This window comes from Streptomyces sp. NPDC090108, from assembly GCF_044747185.1.
Classification (GTDB): Bacteria; Actinomycetota; Actinomycetes; order Streptomycetales; family Streptomycetaceae; genus Streptomyces.
The window spans coordinates 424,365-446,884 of record NZ_JBIVDQ010000002.1; the positions used below are offsets into that span (position 1 = coordinate 424,365).

Genomic DNA, 22,520 nt, shown 5'->3' on the forward strand with positions numbered 1-22,520 from the left:
GGTTTACGGATGGAAGGCGCCACTCGCCTCAGTGGGGAGCGTGATGCGGCCGAGGCGTCCAACCGCGATGCGTTCCCGGCCACTTGCCGCGACGGTAGGCCGGTTTCGTATCTTGTCATGGCCTGTTCCCAGCCCTTACTTTTGCCCCTCCTGACGCATGTCGAGGGGATTTCGGTCATGGCCGTACGCGGCCGGCATCGCCGGTACCAGCCGAACAGGATCAACCGCGCCTCACTCACCGTCACGGCGGGGGGCGCCGGACTCGCGATCCCGCTGGTCGCTGCCGGCACGGCGGACGCGGCCGACGTGTCCACCTGGAACAAGGTCGCCGCCTGCGAGTCCAGAGGCGACTGGAGCATCAACACCGGGAACGGTTTCTACGGCGGGCTCCAGTTCACCCGGTCCACCTGGGAGGCGTACGGCGGTACGCGGTACGCGCCGCGCGCCGATCTCGCCACCCGGGACCAGCAGATCGCCGTCGCCGAGAAGGTTCTCGACGGGCAGGGGCCGGGCGCCTGGCCCGTGTGCTCGGTACGGGCCGGTCTGACCCGGGGCGGCCCCGCGCCCGGCGCCGGTGGCGGTGGCGTTCACCCGGACGGGCACCGTACGGAATCCCACGCGGAATCCCGTACGGGCACCCACCACTCGGGAAGCGGTACGGACACGCACCGCTCCGGAGCCCCCGCGGGCACCGCCGCCCGGACCGCGCCGGCCTCCTCGGTGCGGGACGTCCAGCCGCAGACGACCCCGCAGTCCCGGGCCGGCAGAGCCGAGATGTACACCGTGGTGCACGGCGACACCCTCTCCGGCATCGCGGGCGACCAGCATGTCCGGGGCGGCTGGCGGGAGCTGTACGCGGCCAACCGGGCGACCGTCGGCTCCGACCCCGACCTGATCCTGCCCGGCCAGCGGCTCGACGTGCGGCCGGGGACCGGCGTCACGCCCAAGTCCCCGGCGAAGAAGGCTCCTTCGCAGGGCAACGCCCCGGCGCGGAAGAAGGCCCACCCGGCCACGAAGACCGCCCCCGCGAAGAAGCCCGCGGAGCACCAGCACGCCTCGCACCCCGCGGCGCCCGCCCACGACACCCGAAGCCACACGCTCGTCGCCCCGGTGCACGCGGCGATCGGCACCGGCTACCGCGTGTCCGGCGCGCACTGGTCGAAGGGCTACCACACCGGGATCGACTTCCTGGTGGGGACCGGCACCTCGGTCCAGGCCGTGGCGCCCGGGCATGTGGTGGCCGCGGGCTGGGGCGGCTCGTACGGCTACCAGGTGGTGATCCGGCACGCCGACGGCCGCTACACGCAGTACGGCCACCTGTCCGCCATCTCCGTGCGCGCCGGCCAGAGCGTGGCGGAGGGGCAGCGGATCGGGCGTTCGGGCGCGACGGGCAACGTCACGGGCCCGCATCTGCACTTCGAGGTGCGGACGGGGCCCGACTTCGGCAGCGACGTCGACCCGCTCGCCTACCTCCGCGCGGGCGGCGTCAGCATCTGACCCGGGACCCGGTGCCGGTCCAGGAGGGACGACGGCACCGGGATGCTCGCGGCCAGCACCTCGGAGGCGGGGATCCCGTCCGGGACGCACCGCGGCCGCCGCATGGCGTCGAGACCGTCGCCGTCCGCCGCGAGCAGGTCCTCCAGGTGACTCCCGTCCGCTGCGAGGACGCCGTCCGGTCCGTCGTCGGGGACCCGTTCGCCGTCCGGGTACGAGCCGCCCGGCGCCCGTACGCCGTCCGGGCTCACGGTGCGCGGTTCCCGTACGCCGTCCTGCCTGTCCTCCACCGTCGGAGTCACGGCGTCCCGCGCGTCGGCGCCCGGCACGAGTGCGCCACCGGCTCGCACCGGGTCCGCCCCGTGGGCGTCCCCCGCCACGGCACCTTCCGGGCCGCCGGCCGCCTCCCCTTCGACGCCCGCCGCCGGCATCGGCCCCCGCGCCGGAACACCCGCCGCCGGCACCGGCCCCCGCGCCGGCACGCCCTCCGGCGCGAGCCGCGGCCGGGGCACACCCGCGGCCGGTCCACCTGCATGCGTGGCCGTACCCGCACCCGAAGCCGTCGAGCCGACAGCGGAAGCCGTTCCCGCAGCGGAAGCCGCTGCGGCAGCGGAGGCCGTCCCGACGACGGATCCGGTCCCGGCGGCGGAACCCGCCCTGGCGGCGGAACTCGCCCTGGCGGCGGAACCCGCCCCGGCACCGGCATCCGTACCGGCGGCCGCCCGCCCGTCCCGGGCCGGAGTCCCCTCCAGCCGCTCGGTCGTCAGCAGGATCAGACCGCCGCCCGCCACCACCCCGCACGCCAGCGCGAGCATCGTGCCCGTGGCGCCGTGGCGGAACGTCTCACCGAACATCAGAATGCCGACCGCGGCGGCCAGCACCGGGTTGACCACCGTCAGCGTGGCCAGGGGCGACGCGAGGCCGCCGCCCCGGTAGGAGGCCTGGGACAGCATGACGCCGGCCACCGAGAACAGGGCGATCACCGCGAGCGAGGGCAGGTCGGCGAGACCCACCCCGTCGCTCCAGTCCACGGCCACGGTCTTGGTGAACACCGACGACATGCCGAACGCGGCGCCCGCGCCGGTGGCGAGCAGCACGCTGCGCACCGCGGGATGCCGGTGCGCGGCGCGCCCCGCGGCCGCCAGCGCCGTCACCGCCGCGCCGGTGGCCGCGGCGACGGCGATCCGCTGCGCGGTGTCGAGGGAGTGTGATCCGGCGGAGCCGACCAGGGACAGCAGGCCCGCGAGACCCGCCGTGGCCATGACGGCACCGCGCCAGGCGGCGGCCCCGGCCCTGCGGCCGACGCAGAGCGCCGCCATGGGCAGGGCGAAGACGATGGTCAGGGCGCCCAGCGGCTGTACGAGGCTGAGCGGGCCGTACGCGAGCGCCACGACGTGCAGCACGCCGCCGAGGCCGTTCAGCGCGAGTGCCGCCCACCAGCCGGGCCGGCGCAGGGGCACGTACTGCTCTTCGGGGCAGCACAGCGCGACCTGCTCCTGCACGATCGCTCCGCCGGCGTAGGCGACGGCGGAGACGAACGACAGCAGCACGGACAGCGCGAGGGCGCTCATGAGCGTCTCCCCTGCGGGAGGAGGGCCGGGTGGACCCTGAGGGTCCGGCGCGGCGTACGGTCGGCTTCCATGACGGACACTGTGCCCGCTCCGACCCCGTCAAGTCGTCGTCCCTGAGCACGCAATGGGTCCTACTGCCGATGGAGTACGACAGGGCGCCGATCATCCCCAGGAGGGGTGACTCGGGGGCGCGACCCCGAGTCCCGAGCGGGCACGGATCCTGGTAGTAGTGCTGTCCGTGGATCTCGACCCCGAACTCGCCGCCCTCCGCCCGCTCGGCGGCTTCTTCGTCCTGCGCGCGGCGGCGGCCGGAGCCGGCCCGGCGCGGCGGCTGCCCACCCTCGCGGAGGCGTACGGCCCGCCGGGGCCGGACGACGGCCGCCGCACCGCCCTGACCTCGCGCGTCGAACTGGTCGCACAGCGGCTGCGCGTGACCGAGCCCCGGGTCGCCGCCTCCCTCGCGCACCAGGGCCTCGCCGCGCGCCTGTGGTCCGCCGCACTGGCCTGCGCGGCCGTGTACGGCTCGGTGCCCGACCTGGACCCGCGCCGCTTGCGCTGGGACGTCCCGGCGGCCGCGCCCGACGACCTGTGGCTGACCGGCGTGCGCCCGCTGCCCGGAGACCCGGACACGCTCGTGGACGGAGTGCTCCGCGGTCATCTCCAGCCCCTGGGGGAAGCCCTGAGATCCCGCTACGGCGTGGCGGCCGGGCTGCTGTGGGGCAACGCCGGGTCCGCGCTCGCGGGAGCCGCCAGGGAACTGGACCGCTGGGCACGCGTCCACGGCCGCACCGACGTGGCGGAACGGGCCCGCGTCCTCACCGACGCGCTCTTCGCCCACCCCCTGCTCGCCGGCACCGGAACCCGGGGCGGCACCGCGTTCCGCCGGGGCAGCTGCTGCCTGTACTACCGCGTCGCCGGCGGCGGCGTGTGCGGCGACTGCTGCTTCACCCGGCCACCGGGCTCTTCCCCACGCGCCGCATCTGGGTGACCATGAGAGAACTACCGCCGATCGCAAGGGGGTTGCCCGGTGCGAGTGGGACTGCTGACACGGGAGTACCCGCCGGACGTGTACGGCGGAGCCGGCGTCCATGTCGAGTTCCTCGCCCGGGAGCTGTCCTCCCTCGTGGAACTGGAGGTGCACACCTGGGGCGAGGGGCGCGGCGTCGGAGTGGTCCGCCACCGTCCCTGGGCCGCTCTGGACGGGGCGAACGACGCGCTGCGCACCTTCTCCGTGGACCTCTCCATCGCGGCCGGGCTGCGCAGCCGTGAACTCGTGCACTCCCACACCTGGTACGCCAATCTCGCGGGCCACTTCGCGAAGCTCCTCTACGGCGTCCCGCACGTGGTGACCGCCCATTCGCTGGAGCCGCTGCGTCCGTGGAAGGCCGAGCAGCTCGGCGGCGGGTACGCCCTGTCGGGCTGGGCCGAGCGGACCGCGGTCGAGTCCTCGGACGCCGTGATCGCCGTGTCGGGGGCCATGCGCGAGGACGTCCTCGCCTGCTACCCGGCACTCGACCCGGCACGGGTCCACGTCGTGCACAACGGCATCGACACCGCGCTCTACCGGCCCGACCACCGCACCGACGCCCTCGTCCGGCACGGCATCGACCCGGCCCGGCCGTACGTGCTGTTCGTCGGCCGGATCACCCGGCAGAAGGGTGTGCCCCATCTGCTGCGCGCCGTACGGGAGATCGACCCGGGCGCGCAGGTCGTGCTGTGCGCGGGCGCGCCCGACACCCCGGAGATCGACGGGGAGTTCCGCACGCTGTTCCGGGAGCTGGACCGGGTGCGGTCGGGCGTGTTCTGGATCCCGCAGATGCTGCCGCGCACGGAGGTCATCCAACTCCTCACCCGCGCGGCCGTGTTCGTCTGCCCGTCGGTGTACGAGCCCCTCGGCATCGTCAATCTGGAGGCGATGGCCTGCGGCACCCCGGTCGTCGCCTCCCGGGTCGGCGGGATCCCGGAGGTCGTCGAGGACGGCCGGACCGGACTGCTGGTCGACCTCGACGAGGACCCCGGGGTCTTCGAGTCGGGCCTCGCGCGGGCGCTGGACACGGTCCTCGCCGATCCGGCCGGTGCCGGGCGGATGGGGGAGGCCGGACGGGTGCGCGCGGTCGAGGAGTTCGGCTGGGACACCGTCGCCCGGCGCACGGCACTGCTGTACGGGGAGGTGCTCAAGCAGGCCCAGGCCCGCTGAGCGCGTCCGTGGGTTCGACCAGGGTGGAGGGAGCGGCGATGAGTCGTGGGGGACCTTCGGTTCTCGGGATCGTACTGGCGGGCGGCGAGGGCAAACGCCTGATGCCGCTGACCACGGACCGCGCCAAACCCGCGGTCACCTTCGGCGGCACCTACCGGCTCGTCGACTTCGTGCTGTCCAACCTCGTCAACGCGGACGTGCTGCGGATCTGCGTGCTCACCCAGTACAAGTCGCACTCGCTGGACCGGCACGTCACCACCACCTGGCGGATGTCCAGCCTGCTCGGCAACTACGTCACCCCGGTCCCCGCCCAGCAGCGCCTCGGACCCCGCTGGTACCTGGGCAGCGCGGACGCGATCCTGCAGTCCCTGAACCTCGTCCACGACGAACAGCCCGAGTACGTCGCGGTGTTCGGCGCCGACCACGTCTACCGCATGGACCCGCGGCAGATGCTCAGGCAGCACGTCGAGGGCGGTGCGGGCGTCACGGTGGCCGGGATCCGCGTACCGCGCGCCCAGTCGTCGTCGTTCGGGGTGATCACCCCGGGCTCGGACGGCCGTACCGTACGGCGCTTCCTGGAGAAGCCGGCCGATCCGCCCGGACTGCCCGACGACCCGGGCAGCGTGTTCGCCTCGATGGGCAACTACGTCTTCACCACCAAGGTCCTGGTCGAGGCGCTGCACCGGGACGCCGAGGACGAGTCGTCCGCGCACGACATGGGCGGCTCGATCCTGCCCCAGCTGACGGTCCGCGGCGAGGCGCAGCTGTACGACTTCCAGGACAACCACGTCCCCGGCGAGACCAGCCGGGACCGCGGCTACTGGCGCGACGTCGGCACCCTGGACGCCTACTACGACGCCCACATGGACCTCATCGCCGAGCGGCCCGCCTTCAACCTGTACAACCGGCAGTGGCCGGTCTACACCCATTCGGGCCAGCTCTCCCCGGCCCGGTTCAACGCGGGCGGCATCGCGAGCGAGTCCATCATCAGCGCCGGCTGCCTGATCCGCGGCCAGGTCACCCGCTCGGTGCTGTCACCGGGGGTACGGGTCGATCCGGGCGCGGTCGTCCAGGGCTCGGTGCTGCACGACAACGTGCGCGTCGGACGGGGCGCGGTCGTGCGCGGCGCGGTGCTCGACAAGAACGTCGAGGTGCCGCCCGGCGCGACGATCGGGGTCAACCCGGAGCGGGACGCTGAGCTGTACACCGTCTCGCGGGGCGGGGTGATCGCCCTGGGGAAGGGGCAGCAGGTCTCCTGACCGGCCGTTCCGCCGCCCCGCGCACAGGGGCGGCGGCCCGCACCCGCCCGGCCGCGCCGCCCCGCCGTGCGCACGTCCTCGTGCCGCGCGGACGCCGTCACCGCCCCCGCTCGGCACGCCCTCGTGCCGGGCTCGCACGGCCTCGCCGCCCCGCCCGGCGCGCCCGCGTGCCTGCCTCGCCGCCCCGCCTGGCACGTCCGCGTGCCTACCTCGCCGCCCTGCCCGGCACGCCCTCGTGCCGCGACGCGCCGACACATTCCGCCCGGGATGCCCGAGTTCACGTCCTTCGCCCCGCACGATGCAGGCAACGACGTCGAACCTTCGGAGGTCATCCGACATGAGAGGGACCCGGCGCACACGGCTGTGCCTGGCCGGGGTGATGGCAGCGTCCACGCTGATCGCCACCCCCGCCGCACGCGCCGCCGAGCGGACCGACGGCCACCTCACCGACCTGGTCAACCCCTTCATCGGGAGCCAGGACGAGGGCAACACCTTCCCCGGTGCCGCCGTGCCCTTCGGCATGGTGCAGCTCTCCCCGGACACCGGGCACAACACCGGCTACGACTACACCCAGAACCGCATCCGCGGCTTCTCGCTGGTCCATCTCTCCGGCGTCGGCTGCCGCATCGGCGGCGACCTGCCCGTCCTGCCCACCACCGGCGACGTCACGGGGACGGACTACACCAAGTACGCCGCCGGGTTCCGGCACGCCGACGAGGAGGCGAGCCCCGGCTACTACCGGGTCGGCCTGGACTCCGGCATCCGCGCCGAACTCACCGCGACCGAACGCACCGGCGTGCAGCGCTTCACCTTCCCGGCCACCGACAAGGCCAACGTGCTGCTCAACGCGGGCCAGGCACTGCACAAGCCGGTCGCCGCCTCCGTCGAGATCCTCGACGACCACACCGTGCGCACCGGGATCACCGGCCACGGCTTCTGCCGGGACACCGGCCCGTACACGGTCTACACGACCACCCGTTTCAGCCGCCCCTTCACCGCCTACGGCACCTGGGACGGCGCCAAGCTCACCCCGGGCGCCCGCACCGGCCGCGGCGGCGCCTACGTCCGCTTCGACACCACCGGCGACCGCACGGTCGAGGCGACCACCGCCCTGAGCTACGTCGACGCCGCCGGCGCGGACGCCAACCTGAGGGCCGAGGGCGGCCGCTCCTTCGACGCCGTACGCGACCGGGCGCGGGCCCTGTGGGAGCGGCGGCTGGCGGGGGTCCGCGTCCAGGGCGGGGACCCCGTCCTGCGGCGGACCTTCTACTCCTCGCTGTACCGGTCGTTCCTCGCGCCCAACATCGGCAGCGACGCCGACGGCCGCTACACCGGCTGGGACCAGCGGATCCACCGCGCCAAGGGCTTCACCTACTACCAGAACTGGTCCCTGTGGGACACCTACCGCACCCAGGCCCAGCTGCTCGCCCTGCTCGCGCCGCGCGAGGCCCGCGACATGGCGCTGTCGGTGGTCAGGACCGACGAGGACGGCGGCTGGCTGCCCAAGTGGGGCTACGGCCCCGTCGAGACGAACATCATGAGCGGCGACCCCGTCACCCCGTTCCTGACCACCGCCTACCAGCTGGGTCTCCTCAAGGGTGAGGAGGAGCGGGTCTACCGGTCGCTGAAGAGGAACGCCGACGGCGTGCCGCCCGCCGGCCACCCGGGCATCGGCCGCGAGGCCAACAACGAGTACCTGGCGCACGGCTTCGCGCCCTACGAGGCGGACCGCCCGTACGCGAAGATGGGCGACAGCGACTACCACCACGGCGCCTCCGTGACCCTGGAGTACGCCCTCGCCGACGCCATGCTCGCGCAGATGGCCCACGGGCTCGGGCACGACGCCGACGCCGCCCGCTACGCCGCACGCGCCCAGAACTACCGCCGGATCTTCGACCCCTCGACCGGCTTCTTCCGCGCCCGTGACGCCTCCGGCGCCTTCACCGGACCCGCCGACCCGGCCCGCGGCACCGGCTTCCACGAGGGCACCGCCTGGCAGTACCAGTGGCTGGTGCCGCAGGACCTGAACGGCATGGTGGACCTGATCGGCGGCCGGGCCGCCGCGAACGCCCGCCTCGACGCGTTCTTCGCCTACGACCGGCTGCTCGCCGAACCGGAGAGGACCGCGCGCGAGGTGTGGGTGCACGGCAACGCCTACAACTACTACAACGCCGACAAGTACAACCCGATGAACGAGCCCGACCTCATCGCGCCGTACACCTACCTCGCCACCGGCCAGCCCTGGAAGACCACCGACGTCGTGCACGCGGCGCTGACCCTCTTCACCGACGGCCCCACCGGCATGACCGGCAACGACGACCTCGGCACCATGTCCGCCTGGAACGTGCTGTCGTCGATCGGCCTCTTCCCGATCCAGCCCGGCTACGACACCTGGGGCCTGTCCACCCCGGTCTTCGAGCGCGTCGATTTTGCCCTGGACCGCCGCTACTGGCCGGCCGGCCGGCTCACCGTCACCGCGCCCGGCACCTCGGCGGGCGACCGCTACGTCCAGACCGTCCGCACGGACGGCACCCCGCACCCGCTGACCTACCTGACGAACCGTGCGCTGCGCGCCACGCGCACCGTCGCCTTCACGGTCGGCCCGCGCCCGTCCGAGTGGGGTACGTCGCCCCAGGCGGCGCCCCCCGTGCTGAGGTGACCTCAGAAGTCGCCCGAGTCCCGCCGCTTTCTTGGGGCGGGACTTAATCTCTCGTTAACTGAGCGTAACCCGATCGCACTTGACCGTAATCGCCTGCCGGAGTTTGACTTCAGACTCACCCCGTCATCGACGCGAGGGACGCCCGTGACCTCCGACCTTCTCGCTCCCCTCGACCTGGCCTTCTGGAACATGGAGTCCGACCGGTACCCCATGCACCTCGGCGCGCTCGGCGTCTTCGCCACGCACTCGCCGACGGCGGGCGCCCACGCCGCCGACCTGCTCGCGGCCCGCGCCGCCGCCGTACCGGGCCTGCGGATGCGCATCCGCGACGTCTGGCAGCCGCTCGCGTTCGGCGGCGCCACCCGTGAGCCCGACCCGGACTTCGATCCGCTCGACCACGTCCGGCTGCACGCCCCGGTCTCCGACTTCCAGGCCGAGGCCGGCCGGCTGATGCGGCGCCCGCTGGAGCGCTGCCGGCCGCCCTGGGAGGCGCACGTCCTGCCCGGCGAGGACGGCGTCTCCTTCGCCGTCCTGTTCAAGTTCCACCACGCCCTCGCCGACGGACTGCGCGCGCTGAAGCTGGCGGCCGGGATCCTCGACCCCGTCGACCTGCCCGAGCGCGGCCCCCGGCCCCCCGAGGCGCCCCGCGACATGCTGTCCGACCTGCGCGGACTGCCCGGACGCGTCCCCGAGCTGGTCAGGGGCACGCTGTCTGACGTGGGCCGTGCGGTGGGCATCGGTGCCTCGCTCGCGCGTTCCACGTTCGGCATGCGGCCCTCCGCCGCGCTCACCTCCGCGCCCAGCGGGACCCGCCGCACCGCGGGCGTCGTGATCGACATCGACGACGTGCACCGGATCCGCAAGAGCGCCGGGGGCACCGTCAACGACGTCCTCATCGCGGTCGTCGCCGGCGCGCTGCGCCGCTGGCTCGACGAGCGCGGCGACGGCAGCGAGGGCGTGGCCCCCCGCGCGCTCATCCCCGTCTCCCGGCGCCGTCCGCGGGCCGCCCAGCCACAGGGCAACCGGCTCTCCGGGTACCTGATACGGCTTCCGGTCGGCGATCCCGACCCGCTCGCCCGGCTCGACACCGTCCGCACCGCGATGGTCCGCAACAAGGACGCGGGGCCGAACCGGGGCGCCGGCGCCGTCGCGCTGCTCGCGGACCATGTGCCCGCGCTCGGGCACCGGATCGGCGGGCCGATCGTCGGGCAGGCCGCGCGGCTCTGGTTCGACATCCTCGTGACGAGCGTGCCGCTGCCGGGGATCGGGCTCCGGCTCGGCGGCCACCAGCTCACCGAGGTGTACCCGTTCGCGCCGCTGGCCCCCGGCCAGACGCTGGCGGTCGCGATCTCCACCTACCGGGGACGCGTGCACTACGGGCTGGTCGCCGACGCGGAGGCGGTGCCGGACCTGGACGTGCTCGTGCGGGCGGTGTCGGACGAGGTCGCGTCGCTGATCGTCGCCTGCGACGCGTGAGGCCCGGGCGGGCTTCCGGCAGGGCTCCCGGCCGGGCGGGGGAGTCCTGCCCGGCCCCCGGCCCGGGCAGCCCGCCCCGCAATCCGGCGCTGCCGCTGTCCGGCCCCTGCCGGACGCCGGTAGCGCCGATGTCACACCCGTGAGCTCCCGGACGTCTCCATGTCGAATGCCGCACACGAAGACGTCCAAGGAGGACACCGTGACACCACGCGTTCCGAAGACGGAACTCCCCGCCGACCTCGCCGCCGCCATGATCAAGCAGTTCGGCGCGGTTCCCGAACCCGTCGAGGTGACGTGGCACAACCCTCAGGTCGCCCAGGCCTCCATGGAGCTCGGGGCCAGGGTGGGGCAGTGGGACGCGGCCGACGAGAGCCTCAAGTCGTTCGCGCACATGGCCGTCGCGGCGCAGGTCGGCTGCGGCTGGTGCCTCGACATCGGCTACTTCCAGGCCCAGAACCAGAACCTCGACCTCACCAAGGCCGCCCAGGTGCCGCGCTGGCGGGAGTCGGACGTCTTCACGCCGCTGGAGCGGGACGTGCTGGAGTACGCCGAGGCCATGACGAACACCCCGCCGACGGTGAGCGACGAGCTGATCGCGGGCCTGCTCGGCGGTCTCGGTCCGGCGGCGCTCGTGGAACTCACCGCGTTCATCGCCTTCTCCAACTTCGCGACCCGGACCAACGCGACCCTGGGCATCGAGTCGCAGGGCTACTCCGCGGCCTGCGAGATCCCGCTGGCGGCCCGCCCGGAGAGGTCCGGCGCCGGATCCGTCTCATGACCGAGGACCGGCGGGGCGTGACGGCCGGCCGTCACGCCCCGCCGGTCACTGTGTTTGTTCGCGTTCGCTCGGGTTTGTCCAGAATCACATGAGCGGTTTGGTGCTCGGGGCCGCGGCTCCCGTAAAATTCCCTGTTCGAGGGCGGGCGCGAGTCGGAGCGCTGCGCAGGTGATCAGGGAAGCGGCAGCGCGATGACGGTGACAGAGGACGGCGCGACGTCCATGGGGTCCGTGTCCATGGAGGCCGGGTCGGAGGACTCCGTGTCCGTCGACCCCGCGGTCGTGGACGAGATGGTCTACGGCCCGGGCATCGACCCGGAGCGGATGGCCGTCTGCCTGAGCGTCCTGGAGGAGCTCGACACGCTCGACGTCGACCACCCCGACGCGATCAAGGTGCGCCGGGCCACCTCGCACATCTACCGCACGGTCAAGCAGCGCCGCCGTCAGGAGCGCCGGGCCGCCAAGACCGCGCACGACCGCGCGGTGACCGAGGCCACGGCCACCGGTTCCGCCGAGCGCATCGACGACGAGACCGAGGGCATCCTGCCCTCCTCCAAGATCGAGACCGGCCGGATCGCGGGCATACTCCAGCGCCCGCGCTCCTGCTACACCTGCAAGCAGCGCTACGTCGAGGTCGACTACTTCTACCACCAGCTCTGCCCGGACTGCGCCGCCGAGAACCGCGCCAAGCGCGACGCCCGCGCCGACCTCGGCGGCAAGCGCGCCCTGCTCACCGGCGGCCGCGCCAAGATCGGCATGTACATCGCGCTGCGGCTGCTGCGCGACGGCGCCCACACGACGATCACCACCCGCTTCCCGAAGGACGCGATCCGCCGCTTCAAGGCTATGGACGACTCGGCGGAGTGGATGCACCGCCTGGAGGTCGTCGGCATCGACCTGCGCGACCCCGCGCAGGCCGTGGCCCTCGCCGACCAGGTCGCCGACGCGGGTCCGCTCGACATCCTGATCAACAACGCCACGCAGACGGTACGCCGCCTGCCCTCCGCGTACGCCGCCCTGGTCGACGGCGAGAGCGCCGCGCTGCCCGCCGGCGAGCTCCCCGCCCATCATGTGATCGGCGCCTTCAACTCGGGCGCGGTCGACGGTCTGGCCGCGCTGCCGGTCGGCACCAGTGGCATCGCCGCCCAGAAGGTCGCCGACCTGGCCCTGGTCGCGGGCAACGCCAGCATCGCCCGGCACCTCGACGGCACCGCCATCGACGCGGGCGGGCTGCTCCCGGACGTCGTCGACTCCAACACCTGGGTGCAGAGCATCGACCAGATCTCCCCGGTGGAGCTCCTGGAGACGCAGCTGTGCAACTACACGGCGCCGTTCATCCTCATCAGCAAGCTCCGTCCGGTCATGGCCGAGGCCGCGAAGAAGGCGGCGAGCGGACGCTCCTACGTCGTGAACGTCTCGGCGATGGAGGGCGTCTTCAGCCGCGGTTACAAGGGTGCGGGCCACCCCAACACCAACGCCGCCAAGGCCGCGATGAACATGGTGACGCGGACCAGCGGCGAGGAGATGTTCCAGACCGACCGGATCCTCATGACCTCGGTCGACACCGGCTGGATCACCGACGAGCGGCCCCACTACGACAAGCTGCGGCTCGCCGAGGAGGGCTTCCACGCCCCCCTCGACCTGGTCGACGGCGCGGCCCGCGTCTACGACCCGATCGTGCGCGGCGAGGCGGGCGAGGACCTGTACGGCGTCTTCATGAAGGACTACGCGCCGGGCAAGTGGTGAGCGACGGGTCCGGGGGCACCGAGGACCGGCGCCCCCGGACCCGGATTCCCTGACCGGTGCTCCCGGACCCGGCCTTCCGGACCCGGCCTTCCGGACCCGGCCTTCCGGATCCGCGCTTCCGGATCGGCGCTTCCGGACCCGGTCTTCCGGGCCCGGCCCTCCGGACCCGGTCTCCCGGGCTCGGGCTTCCGGCCCCGGGCCGCCGGGGGCGGGCCGTCCTCAGGGCGCGGTGAACAGTCCGGGGAAGCGCGGCGCGAGCCACGGCCTGCGGCCGCGCACCAGGATGCGGCCCCGCGCCAGCGCGCTCCACTGACCGAGCCGGCCGAGCGCCATGAGCAGGAACGTGACCGGTTCGATGGCGATCGTGCAGTCCGGCCGCTCCGGCGGCCGCGTGTCCACGCGGACCGTGCCCGCCTCCACCCGGACCCCGAAACTCCCCCCGCTCCACAGGCGGATGGCGTAGGACGCGGTCGTTCCGGCCGCTCGGGCGGGCTCGGTCACCCGCTCCATCACCGCCGTCAGGAACGGCAGTGTCAGCTCCACCCGGTCCGCGTCCAGCATGTGCGGCCGGCCGAGCGCGCGGGCGAGATCGTAGCCATGGCCCAGCATGTGGGTGAGCAGGTACGAGCCCAGCACCTGTCCGCTCATGGTCCCGAGCGGGGTCACCACCGTGGTGTCCGCGCCGCCCGCCCGCAGCGCCCGCAGGCACGCCTCGGCCTGCTCCTCGATCATGGCGGCCAGCGGTTCGGCCTCCCGCTGCCCGAACGCGGCCAGCGACTCCTCGTTCGCCGCCGCGAGGCTCTGCGGGGTGCCGTCCCCGTACGGCCGCTCGCTGCCCGCCGCGAGTTCCGCCATCAGCTCGTTCGCCAGCGCCAGATGGGCCGCGGCCTCGCCCACGCTCCACAGCGCACCGGGTATCCGTACCCCCATGCCGTCCGCGCCCCCGCGCAGCAGCGCGGCGATCGCGGCAGCCGTGTCCCGTACGGCCGTCTCCAGCCCCTCGGGCAGCTCCGCCCGTACATCCCGTTCCGCCGCCGACCCCACGTCGTTCTCCTCCACGCCTGTGCCACCGTCCGAACCGGTACGAGTCCCCCGGGCGCGGCGGACGTGCCGGCACCGCTGATCAGGGCTCACGGGGCGTACAGAACACCAGGCAACCGGCGTGGCGGCAAGTCCCCGGGCGGCGGGAACCCCGGGGGCCTCGTGTGCGCCCGCTGTCAGTTCCGGTGCGCGGGCCGGTGCGCGGACGGTACCTGGCGGGCCGCGACCAGTTCCAGGACGGTGCGCCAGTCCTCCAGCACACCGGCGTCGAAGACCGCCGTACGGCTCTCCTCCGCGGCCTGGCGCAGCCGCTGCTGATCGTCGGCGTCCGGGCCGCCGTCCCCGAGGAGCAGCCGGAACACCCGCTCGCCGAGCAGGGCCCGCACCGCCTCCGCCGTGACGCGCGCATGCTCCGCCTCCGCCGTGGCGCGGACATGCCCAGCCTCGGCCGTCGCGCGCGCCCGCGGCTGCCCGTCACCGCCGGACCGTGGCATCGCGGTGATGCCGTGCACCAGCCCGGCCACCTGGAGCTCCTTGTCCGCCGGGCGGCCGCGGCGCAGCAGCGCGGCGGTGCGCAGCGCGTGCCGGCACCGGCCGGCGTACAGCAGATCCATCAGCTCCTCGACACTGCGCGGCTCCATGCGTCGGTCCTTCCGCGAGACAGCCGTTGCCGCGTGTCACCCGATCACGGCGAGCTTGCGCGTCGGCCAACGGCACCTGAACTGCGCCGGGTCGGCGGCGAAGGTCGGTCCGTGACCGGGGGACGGATGCGCGGCGGTAGGCCAAGTGGGTGTTTCACTTCGGTGGACGGTGGTGCGCTTTATGACAAATAGCAGCATATTAGGGGGTATTGAGCGAGTGAGCGACGCGCGATGGTTACGCCTTGTTTTCACTCCCTATCGAGCGCATGTCCGCTCATCTGGTTAATCTGGTGAGGACGGGCAGACAGTACGGGTCCCACCCACACCCATCGTCCGTCCCCGGGTGAGCCGGCCGACAACGGCCTGCTCCGACTGCGAGGTACCGGCGCCACCGCGACCGAACTGGCCTTCCATCCAGACCCGAGCGGGCGTCGAGAGCCGGAGCGTGGACGGTCCGGCGGCCCCGAGGGCGATCCGACGTATAAGGAGTGCGCGGTGACACCGGAGAAGACGAACAGCGACAAGGGCCCCGAGGAACGTGCGGAGAGCAGGCGCCGCCGCCCCGGAGAGCTCGGCAGCCTGGAGGTGTGGGCCCGCTCGGCCCCCATCCGCCTGGCCGGCTACGAGGACGACCTCGCCGAACCGCACATCCTGCCGAGCGTGGACTGACCTTCCCGGCCGGGCGCCGGGAGCGGGCCGTGCGGGTGGGAGGACGAGGCCTCCCGCACCCCCGCAGCACAGGTGAGCAGGCGTGATTCCCCGCAGCGGCGACCGGCCGATCGTTTCCTGCGTGCCGGCGGTCGCCCGCATGGCCCGGCGGTCGCCCGCGTGGCCCGGCCGGGCCCCCGCCCCCGTTGGTGTCGAACCGCTCAGCGGCTGGACCCGCGCCCTCCCGGAATCAGCTCGCGTCCTCGGCCAGGGGCGCCGTCCGCCGCCATGGGTGCAGGCGTTCCAGTTCCTCCGCGAGGTCCAGCAGGTCGGCCTCCGTGCCGGGGCGTCCCACGAGCTGTACGGCACAGGGCGCGCCGGACGGCAGCGTGCCGAACGGCACCGACATCGCGGGCCAGCCGGTCAGGTTCCACGACGGGGTGAACGGCGAATAGGCCGTGTTCGCGAGGACGTTGCGCAGCCAGCCCCGCTCGTGCCAGGGGGCTGCCTCGGGGGACCGGCGGGCCAGGGCCGGGGTGAGCAGGATGTCGTGCGCGGTGAAGAACGGGGTGAGGCGGGCGCGCAGCCGCTCGCGGTGGTCACCGGCCCGTACACCCTTCAGGAAGCGCCGGCCCACGGCTGCGTGCACCCGGGTCCGCCGGGTCAGCCGCGCCGGATCCAGGCCCTCCGCGTCCACCGCCGTACCCGCTGTCCAGTACCGCAGCGACGTCAGGCCCAGCGAGAGGGGATACGGCGGCTCCGCCTCGCTGACCTGGTGTCCGGCGTCCGCCAGCAGCCCGGCCGCCTGCCGCACCGCGGCCGCGTACGGCCTGCTCACGCCCACCCCGGCGAGCGGGCTGCGCAGCGCGACGGCGATCCGCCGCGGCCCGCGCGCCCGTCCCGGCTCCACCCCCGACGCCGGCTCGGGACCCGACTCCGTACCCGACTCCGTACCCGACTCCGTATACGACGCCGGCTCCGCCCCCGGCTTCCGCTCCGCCGCGTCCGGACCTGCGGGCGGGGCGGTGTCCGCGATCACCGAGAGCATCAGCCGCAGATCCTCGACGGTGGTGGCCAGCGGGCCGTTCTCCGACATGCCGAACCAGTCGCCGTTGCCGATCCCGGCCGGCACCACTCCGTGTGCCGCTTTCAGCGTGACCAGGCCGCAGTTGGCCGCCGGGATGCGCAGCGAGCCCATGCCGTCGTTGCCGAGCGCGAGGGGCACCATGCCCGCGGCCACCGCCGCCGCGCTGCCGCCCGAGGAGCCGCCCGCCGTACGGGAGGTGTCCCACGGGTTGCGGGCGGTGCCGTGGACGCCCTCCGTGGTGCCGAAGACGCACAGCTCCGGCACGTTCGTCAGGCCGACGACCACCGCGCCGGCCGCGCGCAGCCGGGCCACCGTCACATGGTCCTCGGCGGCCGGGGTGTCCGGGGTCGCCGCGGAGCCGTTGCGCAGGGACTCGCCGCGCACGGACAGGTTGTCCTTCACCGCCACCGGTACGCCCGCGAGGGGGAGCGAGGCCAGGTCGGCGCGGGCGGTCAGCTCGTCCGCCTCGGCGAGCGCGGCCTCGGCGCGGACGACGCGGAAGGCGCCCACCCGCCCGTCGAGCCGCTCGATCCGGGCCAGGTGCTCCGCCACCACCTCGCGGGGCGTGACGCGCTTCTCGCGCACGGCGGCGGCGATCTCGGCGGCGGTCCGGCCGGCCCAGCTGCTCACGGGAACTCCTAATCGAGGCGAATCGGTGGATCGAGGTGCGCGGTCGTGCGGGGGAGCGCATCGGATCGAGGGGACGTGCAGGAGAACTGTGCACGGTCGGACGCGGTACGTCGAGGGGCGCAGGACCCGACGGGCGGAGAGAAAGCGCGAGGGTCACCGCCTCGTGAATCGCCTTTTGAAGCGGTAGCTAAGCATTTGCGCCCTTTGTGGAAACGGGATTTCCGCCGCTCTTGTCAAACGAGTCGGCGACCTGCATCCTGTTGATCAAGAAGCGGGTGGAAATGTCATCCGCGGCTCGGGAAACCGTACATCGTGCAGAGGAGAGAATGAATGAGAAAGCGCATTGCGGCTGCCTCCGTCGTGCTGGCGGTTGCCGCCGGATGTTTCACCGCGCCGGCGGCATTTGCGTCCACCTGCTCCGAGAACTATGGCTTCGAGCTGTACTACAACTCCAATGAGGGTGGGTCCAGCGCCTGCTTCTACGTCAAGCAGAACTTCGCCGGTGAGGTCTTCACGGAAGCGGGAGCGGGCAAGGGTCAGCCCGTGAAGAACAATGCCGCCTCGGCCGACAACTGGGGAGGGCACACCGCCCGGGTGTTCTACAACTCCAACTACGTCGGTCTCTACGACGACGTGCAGGGGGATTCCTGGCGCAACCTCGCGGACACCTACAACAACAACGCTTCCTGGGAGCGGCTCTAGGTTCGGACCGGTGCCGGTCCCGGCCCTCACCGTGAGGTGCGGAGCCGGGGCCGGCGCTTTTTGATGTGCTGTGGAACAGGGGTCGGTGTGGTCGGTAGAAGGTATCGGTTCGGTCTGGCCGGAGTCGTGGTCTCCTGCCTTTCTTTGATGGTGTCCGGTTGTCAGGCGGGCGGAAAGGTGTCGTCTCCCCATGCGTCCGGCGCGGCTCCGCACCTGCTGGCCGGTGTGGATCTGACTCTCCCCGTCGAGAAGTACCTTTTCTCGACAGCGGAGCAGAAAGAGCTGCAAAGTGCTCAGGATGTGCTCGCCGCTCGTTGCGTGAAGGGTTTCGGCCTGCACTACGAGGTGCCGGCATCCGGCTCTGATGCCGGACCGCGCAGCCTGATGGACCGCAGGTACGGAGTGACGGACGAGAAGATGGCCGCGGCCTTCGGATATCATCTCGGAGATATTGATCCGCGCAAGGTGAAGACAGCGAATCCCGACCTTCCCAAGGGGGACGCTCTGGTCGTACTGACCGGGAGATCGGGCAAGGTGACGAAGTCCGGTGTCCTGGTCAACGGGAAGAAAGTCGCGCCGGGCGGCTGCTTCCGCACGGCCCGGGAGGCGATCTTCGGGAAGAGCAAGGGAAACACCTCGATCGACGACTTCCCTCAGGATCTGAACCGGCAGAGTTTCTTCGCTTCGAAATCCAGCCCCGATGTGGTGCGGGTTTTCGAAGCGTGGTCGAACTGCATGAAAAAGCGCGGATTCTCGTACCCGGACCCGCTCACCGTCGCCGACGACAAGCGTTTCCGCGGGGCCGATCCGGTCCCTGCCGAAATCGACGTGGCGCGCGCGGACGTCGGGTGCAAGAAGGAGACGAACCTGGTCGGGGTCTGGTTCTCCGTGGAGACGCGGTTCGAGGAAGGAGCCATTCGCCGGAACGCCTCCCGTCTGAACCGTGAGCTGGAGAAGAAGAAGGAAGTGCTCGCAGCGGCTTCGGACGTGGTCCGGAAGGCGGACGGCTGAGCCCGGGTCCGCCGGTCGCCGGCGCCCGGCGGGGAGCCCTCCTCGTCCCCGGCACCGAGCCCGCGGAGAGGAGCTGGAGGCACGATTCGAACGGTGCGCGGTGGGGGAGCTGTACAACGCGTCGACTCCCGTGACCGTCGTCGCCCCCTGACGGCCCGGGGCCCGCGGGCCGCCCGCGGCGCACCGCCGACCCGCCTCACCGAACCGCTCCGCCGACCGCCCCACCTGGCAGACCACTTCCGGACCCAGCAGGGAGCACCCGCATGCATGACGACCGCAAGCTCGTCGAAGACCGGCTCCGGCGTGTCCTCGACGAACGCATCCGTCCCGCCGTGTACCCCGAGTCCGTGCCGCTGGAGGTCGCCGTCTGGCACGCGCCGGGCGAGCCGGTGCCGGTCGAGGAGGGGCTGGCGGCCGAGCCCGAGCCCATCGAGGTGGGCAGCCGGTGGGGCGCCCCCTGGGGCACCAGCTGGTTCCGGGTGACCGGCACCGTCCCGGCGGCCTGGGCGGGCCGTACCGTCGAGGCCCTGCTCGACCTCGGCTTCGACGAGAACATGCCCGGATTCCAGTGCGAGGGCCTCGTCTACCGCCCGGACGGCACCCCGGTGAAGGGCCTCAACCCGCGCAACCAGTGGGTCCGCGTCGGCTCCCCCGCCGAGGGCGGCGAGGAGGTGCGCCTGCACATCGAGGCCGCCTCCAACCCCGTCGTCTTCGGCCCCCGTCCGTTCCGGCCCACCCCGCTCGGCGACAAGGACACCGCCGGGAGCGAGCCGCAGTACACGCTCACCCGCATGGACCTCGCCGTCCTCGACGAGACCGTGTGGCACCTCGTGCTGGACCTGGAGGTCCTCGGCGAGCTGATGGCCGAGCTGCCCGCCGACTCAGGCCGCCGCCACGACATCCTGCGCGCCGTCGCCCGGGCCCTGGACGCGCTCGACCTCCAGGACGTGAACGGCACCGCCGGCCCCGCCCGCGCCGCACTCGCCGACGTGCTGGCCGCACCCGCGGTGGCCTCCGCCCACCGGATCAGCGCCGTCGGTCACGCGCACATCGACTCGGCGTGGCTGTGGCCGCTGCGCGAGACCGTGCGCAAGGTGGCCCGTACGACCGCCAACATGACCGCGCTCATCGAGGACGAGCCCGAGTTCGTCTTCGCCATGTCCCAGGCGCAGCAGTGGGCCTGGGTGAAGGAGCACCGGCCCGAGGTGTGGGCGAGGGTGAAGAAGGCGGTGGCGGAGGGACGGTTCGTGCCGGCCGGCGGGATGTGGGTGGAGTCGGACACCAACATGCCGGGCTCCGAGGCGATGGCACGGCAGTTCGTGCACGGAAAGCGGTTCTTCCTCGACGAGTTCGGCATCGAGAACGAGGAGGCCTGGCTCCCCGACACCTTCGGCTTCGCCGCCGGGCTCCCGCAGATCATCAAGGCGGCCGGCTCCAAGTGGCTGCTGACCCAGAAGATCTCGTGGTCGCAGACCAACCGGTTCCCGCACCACACCTTCCGCTGGGAGGGCATCGACGGCACCCGGATCTTCACCCACTTCCCGCCCGCCGACACCTACAACTGCTCCATGAGCGGCAGCGAACTCGCCCACGCGGCACGCAACTTCCGCGACAAGGGGCACGCGAGGCACTCACTGGCGCCGACCGGCTGGGGCGACGGCGGCGGCGGAACCACACGCGAGATGGTCGCCAGGGCGGCCCGCCTGCGCGACCTGGAGGGCTCCCCGACGGTCACCTGGGAGACACCGCGCGCGTTCTTCACGAAGGCCGAGGCCGAGTACCCCGAACCTCCCGTCTGGGTAGGTGAGTTGTACCTCGAACTGCACCGCGCCACCCTCACCAGCCAGGCGCAGACCAAGCAGGGCAACCGCCGCAGCGAGCATCTGCTGCGCGAGGCCGAGCTGTGGGCGGCCACCGCCGCCGTGCGCACCGGATTCCCCTACCCCCACGAGGAACTGGACCGCCTCTGGAAGACCGTCCTGCTCCACCAGTTCCACGACATCCTGCCCGGCTCCTCCATCGCCTGGGTGCACCGGGAGGCCCGCGCGACCTACGCACGTGTCGCCGCCGAACTGACCGCGATCATCGAGGGCGCCCAGCGCGCCCTGGCCGGCGAGGGCACCCGCCCGCTCGTCTTCAACGCCGCCCCGCACCCCCGCGCCGGGGTTCCCGCGGGCGGCGCCGGAACCCCGGTGAGGGAGGGCCGCACGACCCTCGTACCGCGCGTGGACGGCGGCCACGTCCTGGACAACGGGCTGCTGCGGGTCGAGATCGACGCGCGCGGTCTCGTCGTCTCGGCCTACGACCACGCCGCCGGCCGCGAGACCGTCGCCCCCGGCACGGCCGCGGGCCTGCTCCAGCTCCACCCGGACCTCCCCAACAAGTGGGACGCCTGGGACGTCGACTCCTTCTACCGCAACACCGTCACCGACCTGACCGGCGTCGACGAACTGAGCGCCGGCGAGGACGGCGTCTCGGTACGGATCGTGCGGTCCTTCGGCGACTCGCGCGTCACCCAGGTGCTGTCCCTGCCACCGGGGGAGCGCGGGCTGGTGTTCGACACCGAGATCGACTGGCACGAGACGGAGAAGTTCCTCAAGCTGGCCTTCCCGCTCGATCTGCACGCCGAACGGTACGCCTCGGAGACCCAGTTCGGGCACGCCTACCGCCCCACCCACACCAACACCTCGTGGGAGACGGCCAAGTTCGAGGCCTGCAACCACCGCTTCGTCCATCTGGAGGAGCCGGGCTGGGGTGTCGCGGTCGTCAACGACTCGACGTACGGCCACGACGTGACCCGCACGGTCCGCGACGGCGGCGACGGCGGCGACGGAGGTACGACGACCACGGTCCGAGCCTCTCTGCTGCGCGCCCCGCGCTTCCCCGACCCCGAGACCGACCAGGGAGTCCACCGCTTCCGCCACGCCCTGCTCCCCGGCGCCCGGATCCCCGACGCGGTCCGCGAGGGCTGGCGGATCAACCTGCCGGAGCGGCACACGACGGGCGCCGCCGATGAGGTCGCCCCGCTGGTGACCGCCGACGACGAGGCGGTCGTGGTCACGGCCGTGAAGCTCGCGGACGACGGCAGCGGTGACGTGGTCGTCCGCTTCCACGAGGCGCACGGCGGCCGGACCCGGGCCACGCTCACGGCCGGTTTCCCGGTCCGGGACCTCACCGTGACCGACCTGCTGGAGCGCCCGGTGGACGCGGGCGCAGAAGTGCGGAGGGAGGGCGAGCGGATCACCGTGTCCCTCAGGCCCTTCCAGCTGATGACGCTCCGCCTGCGGCGGGCCTGACCGGGGCGGCGGGGGCCGGGAGCTGAGCCGGCGCCTGGGCCCGGGGGCGCCGGGGCGGGCGACCTCGGGTCCCGGTGGCCGCTGGCGGTCGCGCGACGTGCCGGCCGCTCCCGGCGGCGGGCGCGCCGGCCGCACGGGCACACTGTCGCACTGCCGCACGGGCACACGGCCTCACGCGCACACGGCTGCACGGGTACACGGCCCCACGCGCATACGGCCCACGCGCAGCCGTCCCGCCGACGGAGCGCCCTGTGCCGGGCCGGTGTCGCGCGCCTCCCGGGGTGG

Annotated in this window: 16 protein-coding genes; 12 read left to right on the forward strand and 4 right to left on the reverse strand. The window is 73.0% G+C overall.

Features of this window, described 5'->3' with window-relative positions; all coding sequences use genetic code 11:
- The first annotated feature begins 177 nt into the window (after nt 1–177).
- On the forward strand, nt 178–1,497 hold the full coding sequence (locus tag ACIPRD_RS07115) for a transglycosylase family protein (protein WP_401560724.1): 1,320 nt from the start codon (nt 178–180) through the stop codon (nt 1,495–1,497).
- Here ACIPRD_RS07115 and ACIPRD_RS07120 read toward each other — a convergent pair.
- Nucleotides 1,467–3,065 carry a DMT family transporter gene (locus tag ACIPRD_RS07120; RefSeq protein WP_401560727.1) on the reverse strand — a complete coding sequence of 533 codons (1,599 nt, stop codon included), beginning with the start codon at nt 3,063–3,065 and terminating at the stop codon, nt 1,467–1,469. The two genes, ACIPRD_RS07115 and ACIPRD_RS07120, sit on opposite strands and share 31 nt — an antisense overlap.
- 238 nt (nt 3,066–3,303) lie before the next feature.
- Here ACIPRD_RS07120 and ACIPRD_RS07125 point away from each other — a divergent pair, with 238 nt between their 5' ends.
- The 7 genes from ACIPRD_RS07125 (at nt 3,304) to ACIPRD_RS07155 (ending at nt 13,179) form a co-directional block, all read left to right on the forward strand.
- Nucleotides 3,304–4,053 carry a (2Fe-2S)-binding protein gene (locus ACIPRD_RS07125; protein ID WP_356408243.1) on the forward strand — a complete coding sequence of 250 codons (750 nt, stop codon included), beginning with the start codon at nt 3,304–3,306 and terminating at the stop codon, nt 4,051–4,053.
- A gap of 39 nt (nt 4,054–4,092) precedes the next feature.
- Nucleotides 4,093–5,262 carry a glycogen synthase gene (glgA, locus tag ACIPRD_RS07130; RefSeq protein ID WP_401560730.1) on the forward strand — a complete coding sequence of 390 codons (1,170 nt, stop codon included), beginning with the start codon at nt 4,093–4,095 and terminating at the stop codon, nt 5,260–5,262.
- A gap of 38 nt (nt 5,263–5,300) precedes the next feature.
- The gene (gene glgC, locus ACIPRD_RS07135) at nt 5,301–6,521 is read left to right on the forward strand and encodes a glucose-1-phosphate adenylyltransferase (protein WP_356408053.1); all 1,221 of its coding nucleotides are present in this window, start codon (nt 5,301–5,303) and stop codon (nt 6,519–6,521) included.
- Between the two features lie 337 nt (nt 6,522–6,858).
- Nucleotides 6,859–9,180, forward strand: coding sequence for a GH92 family glycosyl hydrolase (locus ACIPRD_RS07140; protein WP_401560733.1), 2,322 nt, complete (start codon nt 6,859–6,861; stop codon nt 9,178–9,180).
- 144 nt (nt 9,181–9,324) lie between these two features.
- A complete protein-coding gene (locus ACIPRD_RS07145; protein ID WP_356408047.1) occupies nt 9,325–10,656 on the forward strand; it encodes a wax ester/triacylglycerol synthase family O-acyltransferase in 1,332 nt (443 codons plus the stop codon).
- A gap of 199 nt (nt 10,657–10,855) precedes the next feature.
- Entirely contained in the window at nt 10,856–11,434 is a 579-nt protein-coding gene (locus ACIPRD_RS07150) for a carboxymuconolactone decarboxylase family protein (protein WP_401560736.1), read from the forward strand.
- Nucleotides 11,435–11,625: 191 nt separating this feature from the next.
- Nucleotides 11,626–13,179, forward strand: a complete 1,554-nt coding sequence (locus ACIPRD_RS07155) for an SDR family NAD(P)-dependent oxidoreductase (protein WP_401560739.1) — start codon at nt 11,626–11,628, stop codon at nt 13,177–13,179.
- Between the two features lie 219 nt (nt 13,180–13,398).
- Here the strand turns inward: ACIPRD_RS07155 and ACIPRD_RS07160 are convergent, their stop codons facing one another.
- Both ACIPRD_RS07160 and ACIPRD_RS07165 read right to left on the reverse strand, forming a co-directional pair.
- Nucleotides 13,399–14,238, reverse strand: coding sequence for a maleylpyruvate isomerase family mycothiol-dependent enzyme (locus ACIPRD_RS07160; RefSeq protein WP_401560742.1), 840 nt, complete (start codon nt 14,236–14,238; stop codon nt 13,399–13,401).
- A gap of 158 nt (nt 14,239–14,396) precedes the next feature.
- Nucleotides 14,397–14,861 carry a hypothetical protein gene (locus ACIPRD_RS07165; protein WP_401560744.1) on the reverse strand — a complete coding sequence of 155 codons (465 nt, stop codon included), beginning with the start codon at nt 14,859–14,861 and terminating at the stop codon, nt 14,397–14,399.
- Between the two features lie 495 nt (nt 14,862–15,356).
- On the opposite strand from ACIPRD_RS07165, the gene ACIPRD_RS07170 reads away from it, so the two are divergent.
- Nucleotides 15,357–15,530 carry a hypothetical protein gene (locus ACIPRD_RS07170; RefSeq protein WP_356408035.1) on the forward strand — a complete coding sequence of 58 codons (174 nt, stop codon included), beginning with the start codon at nt 15,357–15,359 and terminating at the stop codon, nt 15,528–15,530.
- A gap of 229 nt (nt 15,531–15,759) precedes the next feature.
- Here ACIPRD_RS07170 and ACIPRD_RS07175 read toward each other — a convergent pair whose 3' ends face one another.
- A complete protein-coding gene (locus tag ACIPRD_RS07175) occupies nt 15,760–17,226 on the reverse strand; it encodes an amidase (RefSeq protein ID WP_401560747.1) in 1,467 nt (488 codons plus the stop codon).
- Nucleotides 17,227–17,556: 330 nt separating this feature from the next.
- On the opposite strand from ACIPRD_RS07175, the gene ACIPRD_RS07180 reads away from it, so the two are divergent.
- From ACIPRD_RS07180 to ACIPRD_RS07190, 3 genes are all read left to right on the forward strand, one after another.
- Nucleotides 17,557–17,928: a peptidase inhibitor family I36 protein gene (locus tag ACIPRD_RS07180; protein WP_356408029.1), complete on the forward strand. Its 372-nt coding sequence runs from the start codon at nt 17,557–17,559 to the stop codon at nt 17,926–17,928.
- A gap of 126 nt (nt 17,929–18,054) precedes the next feature.
- Complete coding sequence (locus ACIPRD_RS07185; RefSeq protein WP_401560750.1) at nt 18,055–18,939, forward strand: hypothetical protein; 885 nt, start codon at nt 18,055–18,057, stop codon at nt 18,937–18,939.
- A gap of 263 nt (nt 18,940–19,202) precedes the next feature.
- Nucleotides 19,203–22,235, forward strand: coding sequence for an alpha-mannosidase (locus ACIPRD_RS07190; RefSeq protein WP_401560752.1), 3,033 nt, complete (start codon nt 19,203–19,205; stop codon nt 22,233–22,235).
- The last annotated feature ends 285 nt before the right edge of the window (nt 22,236–22,520 follow it).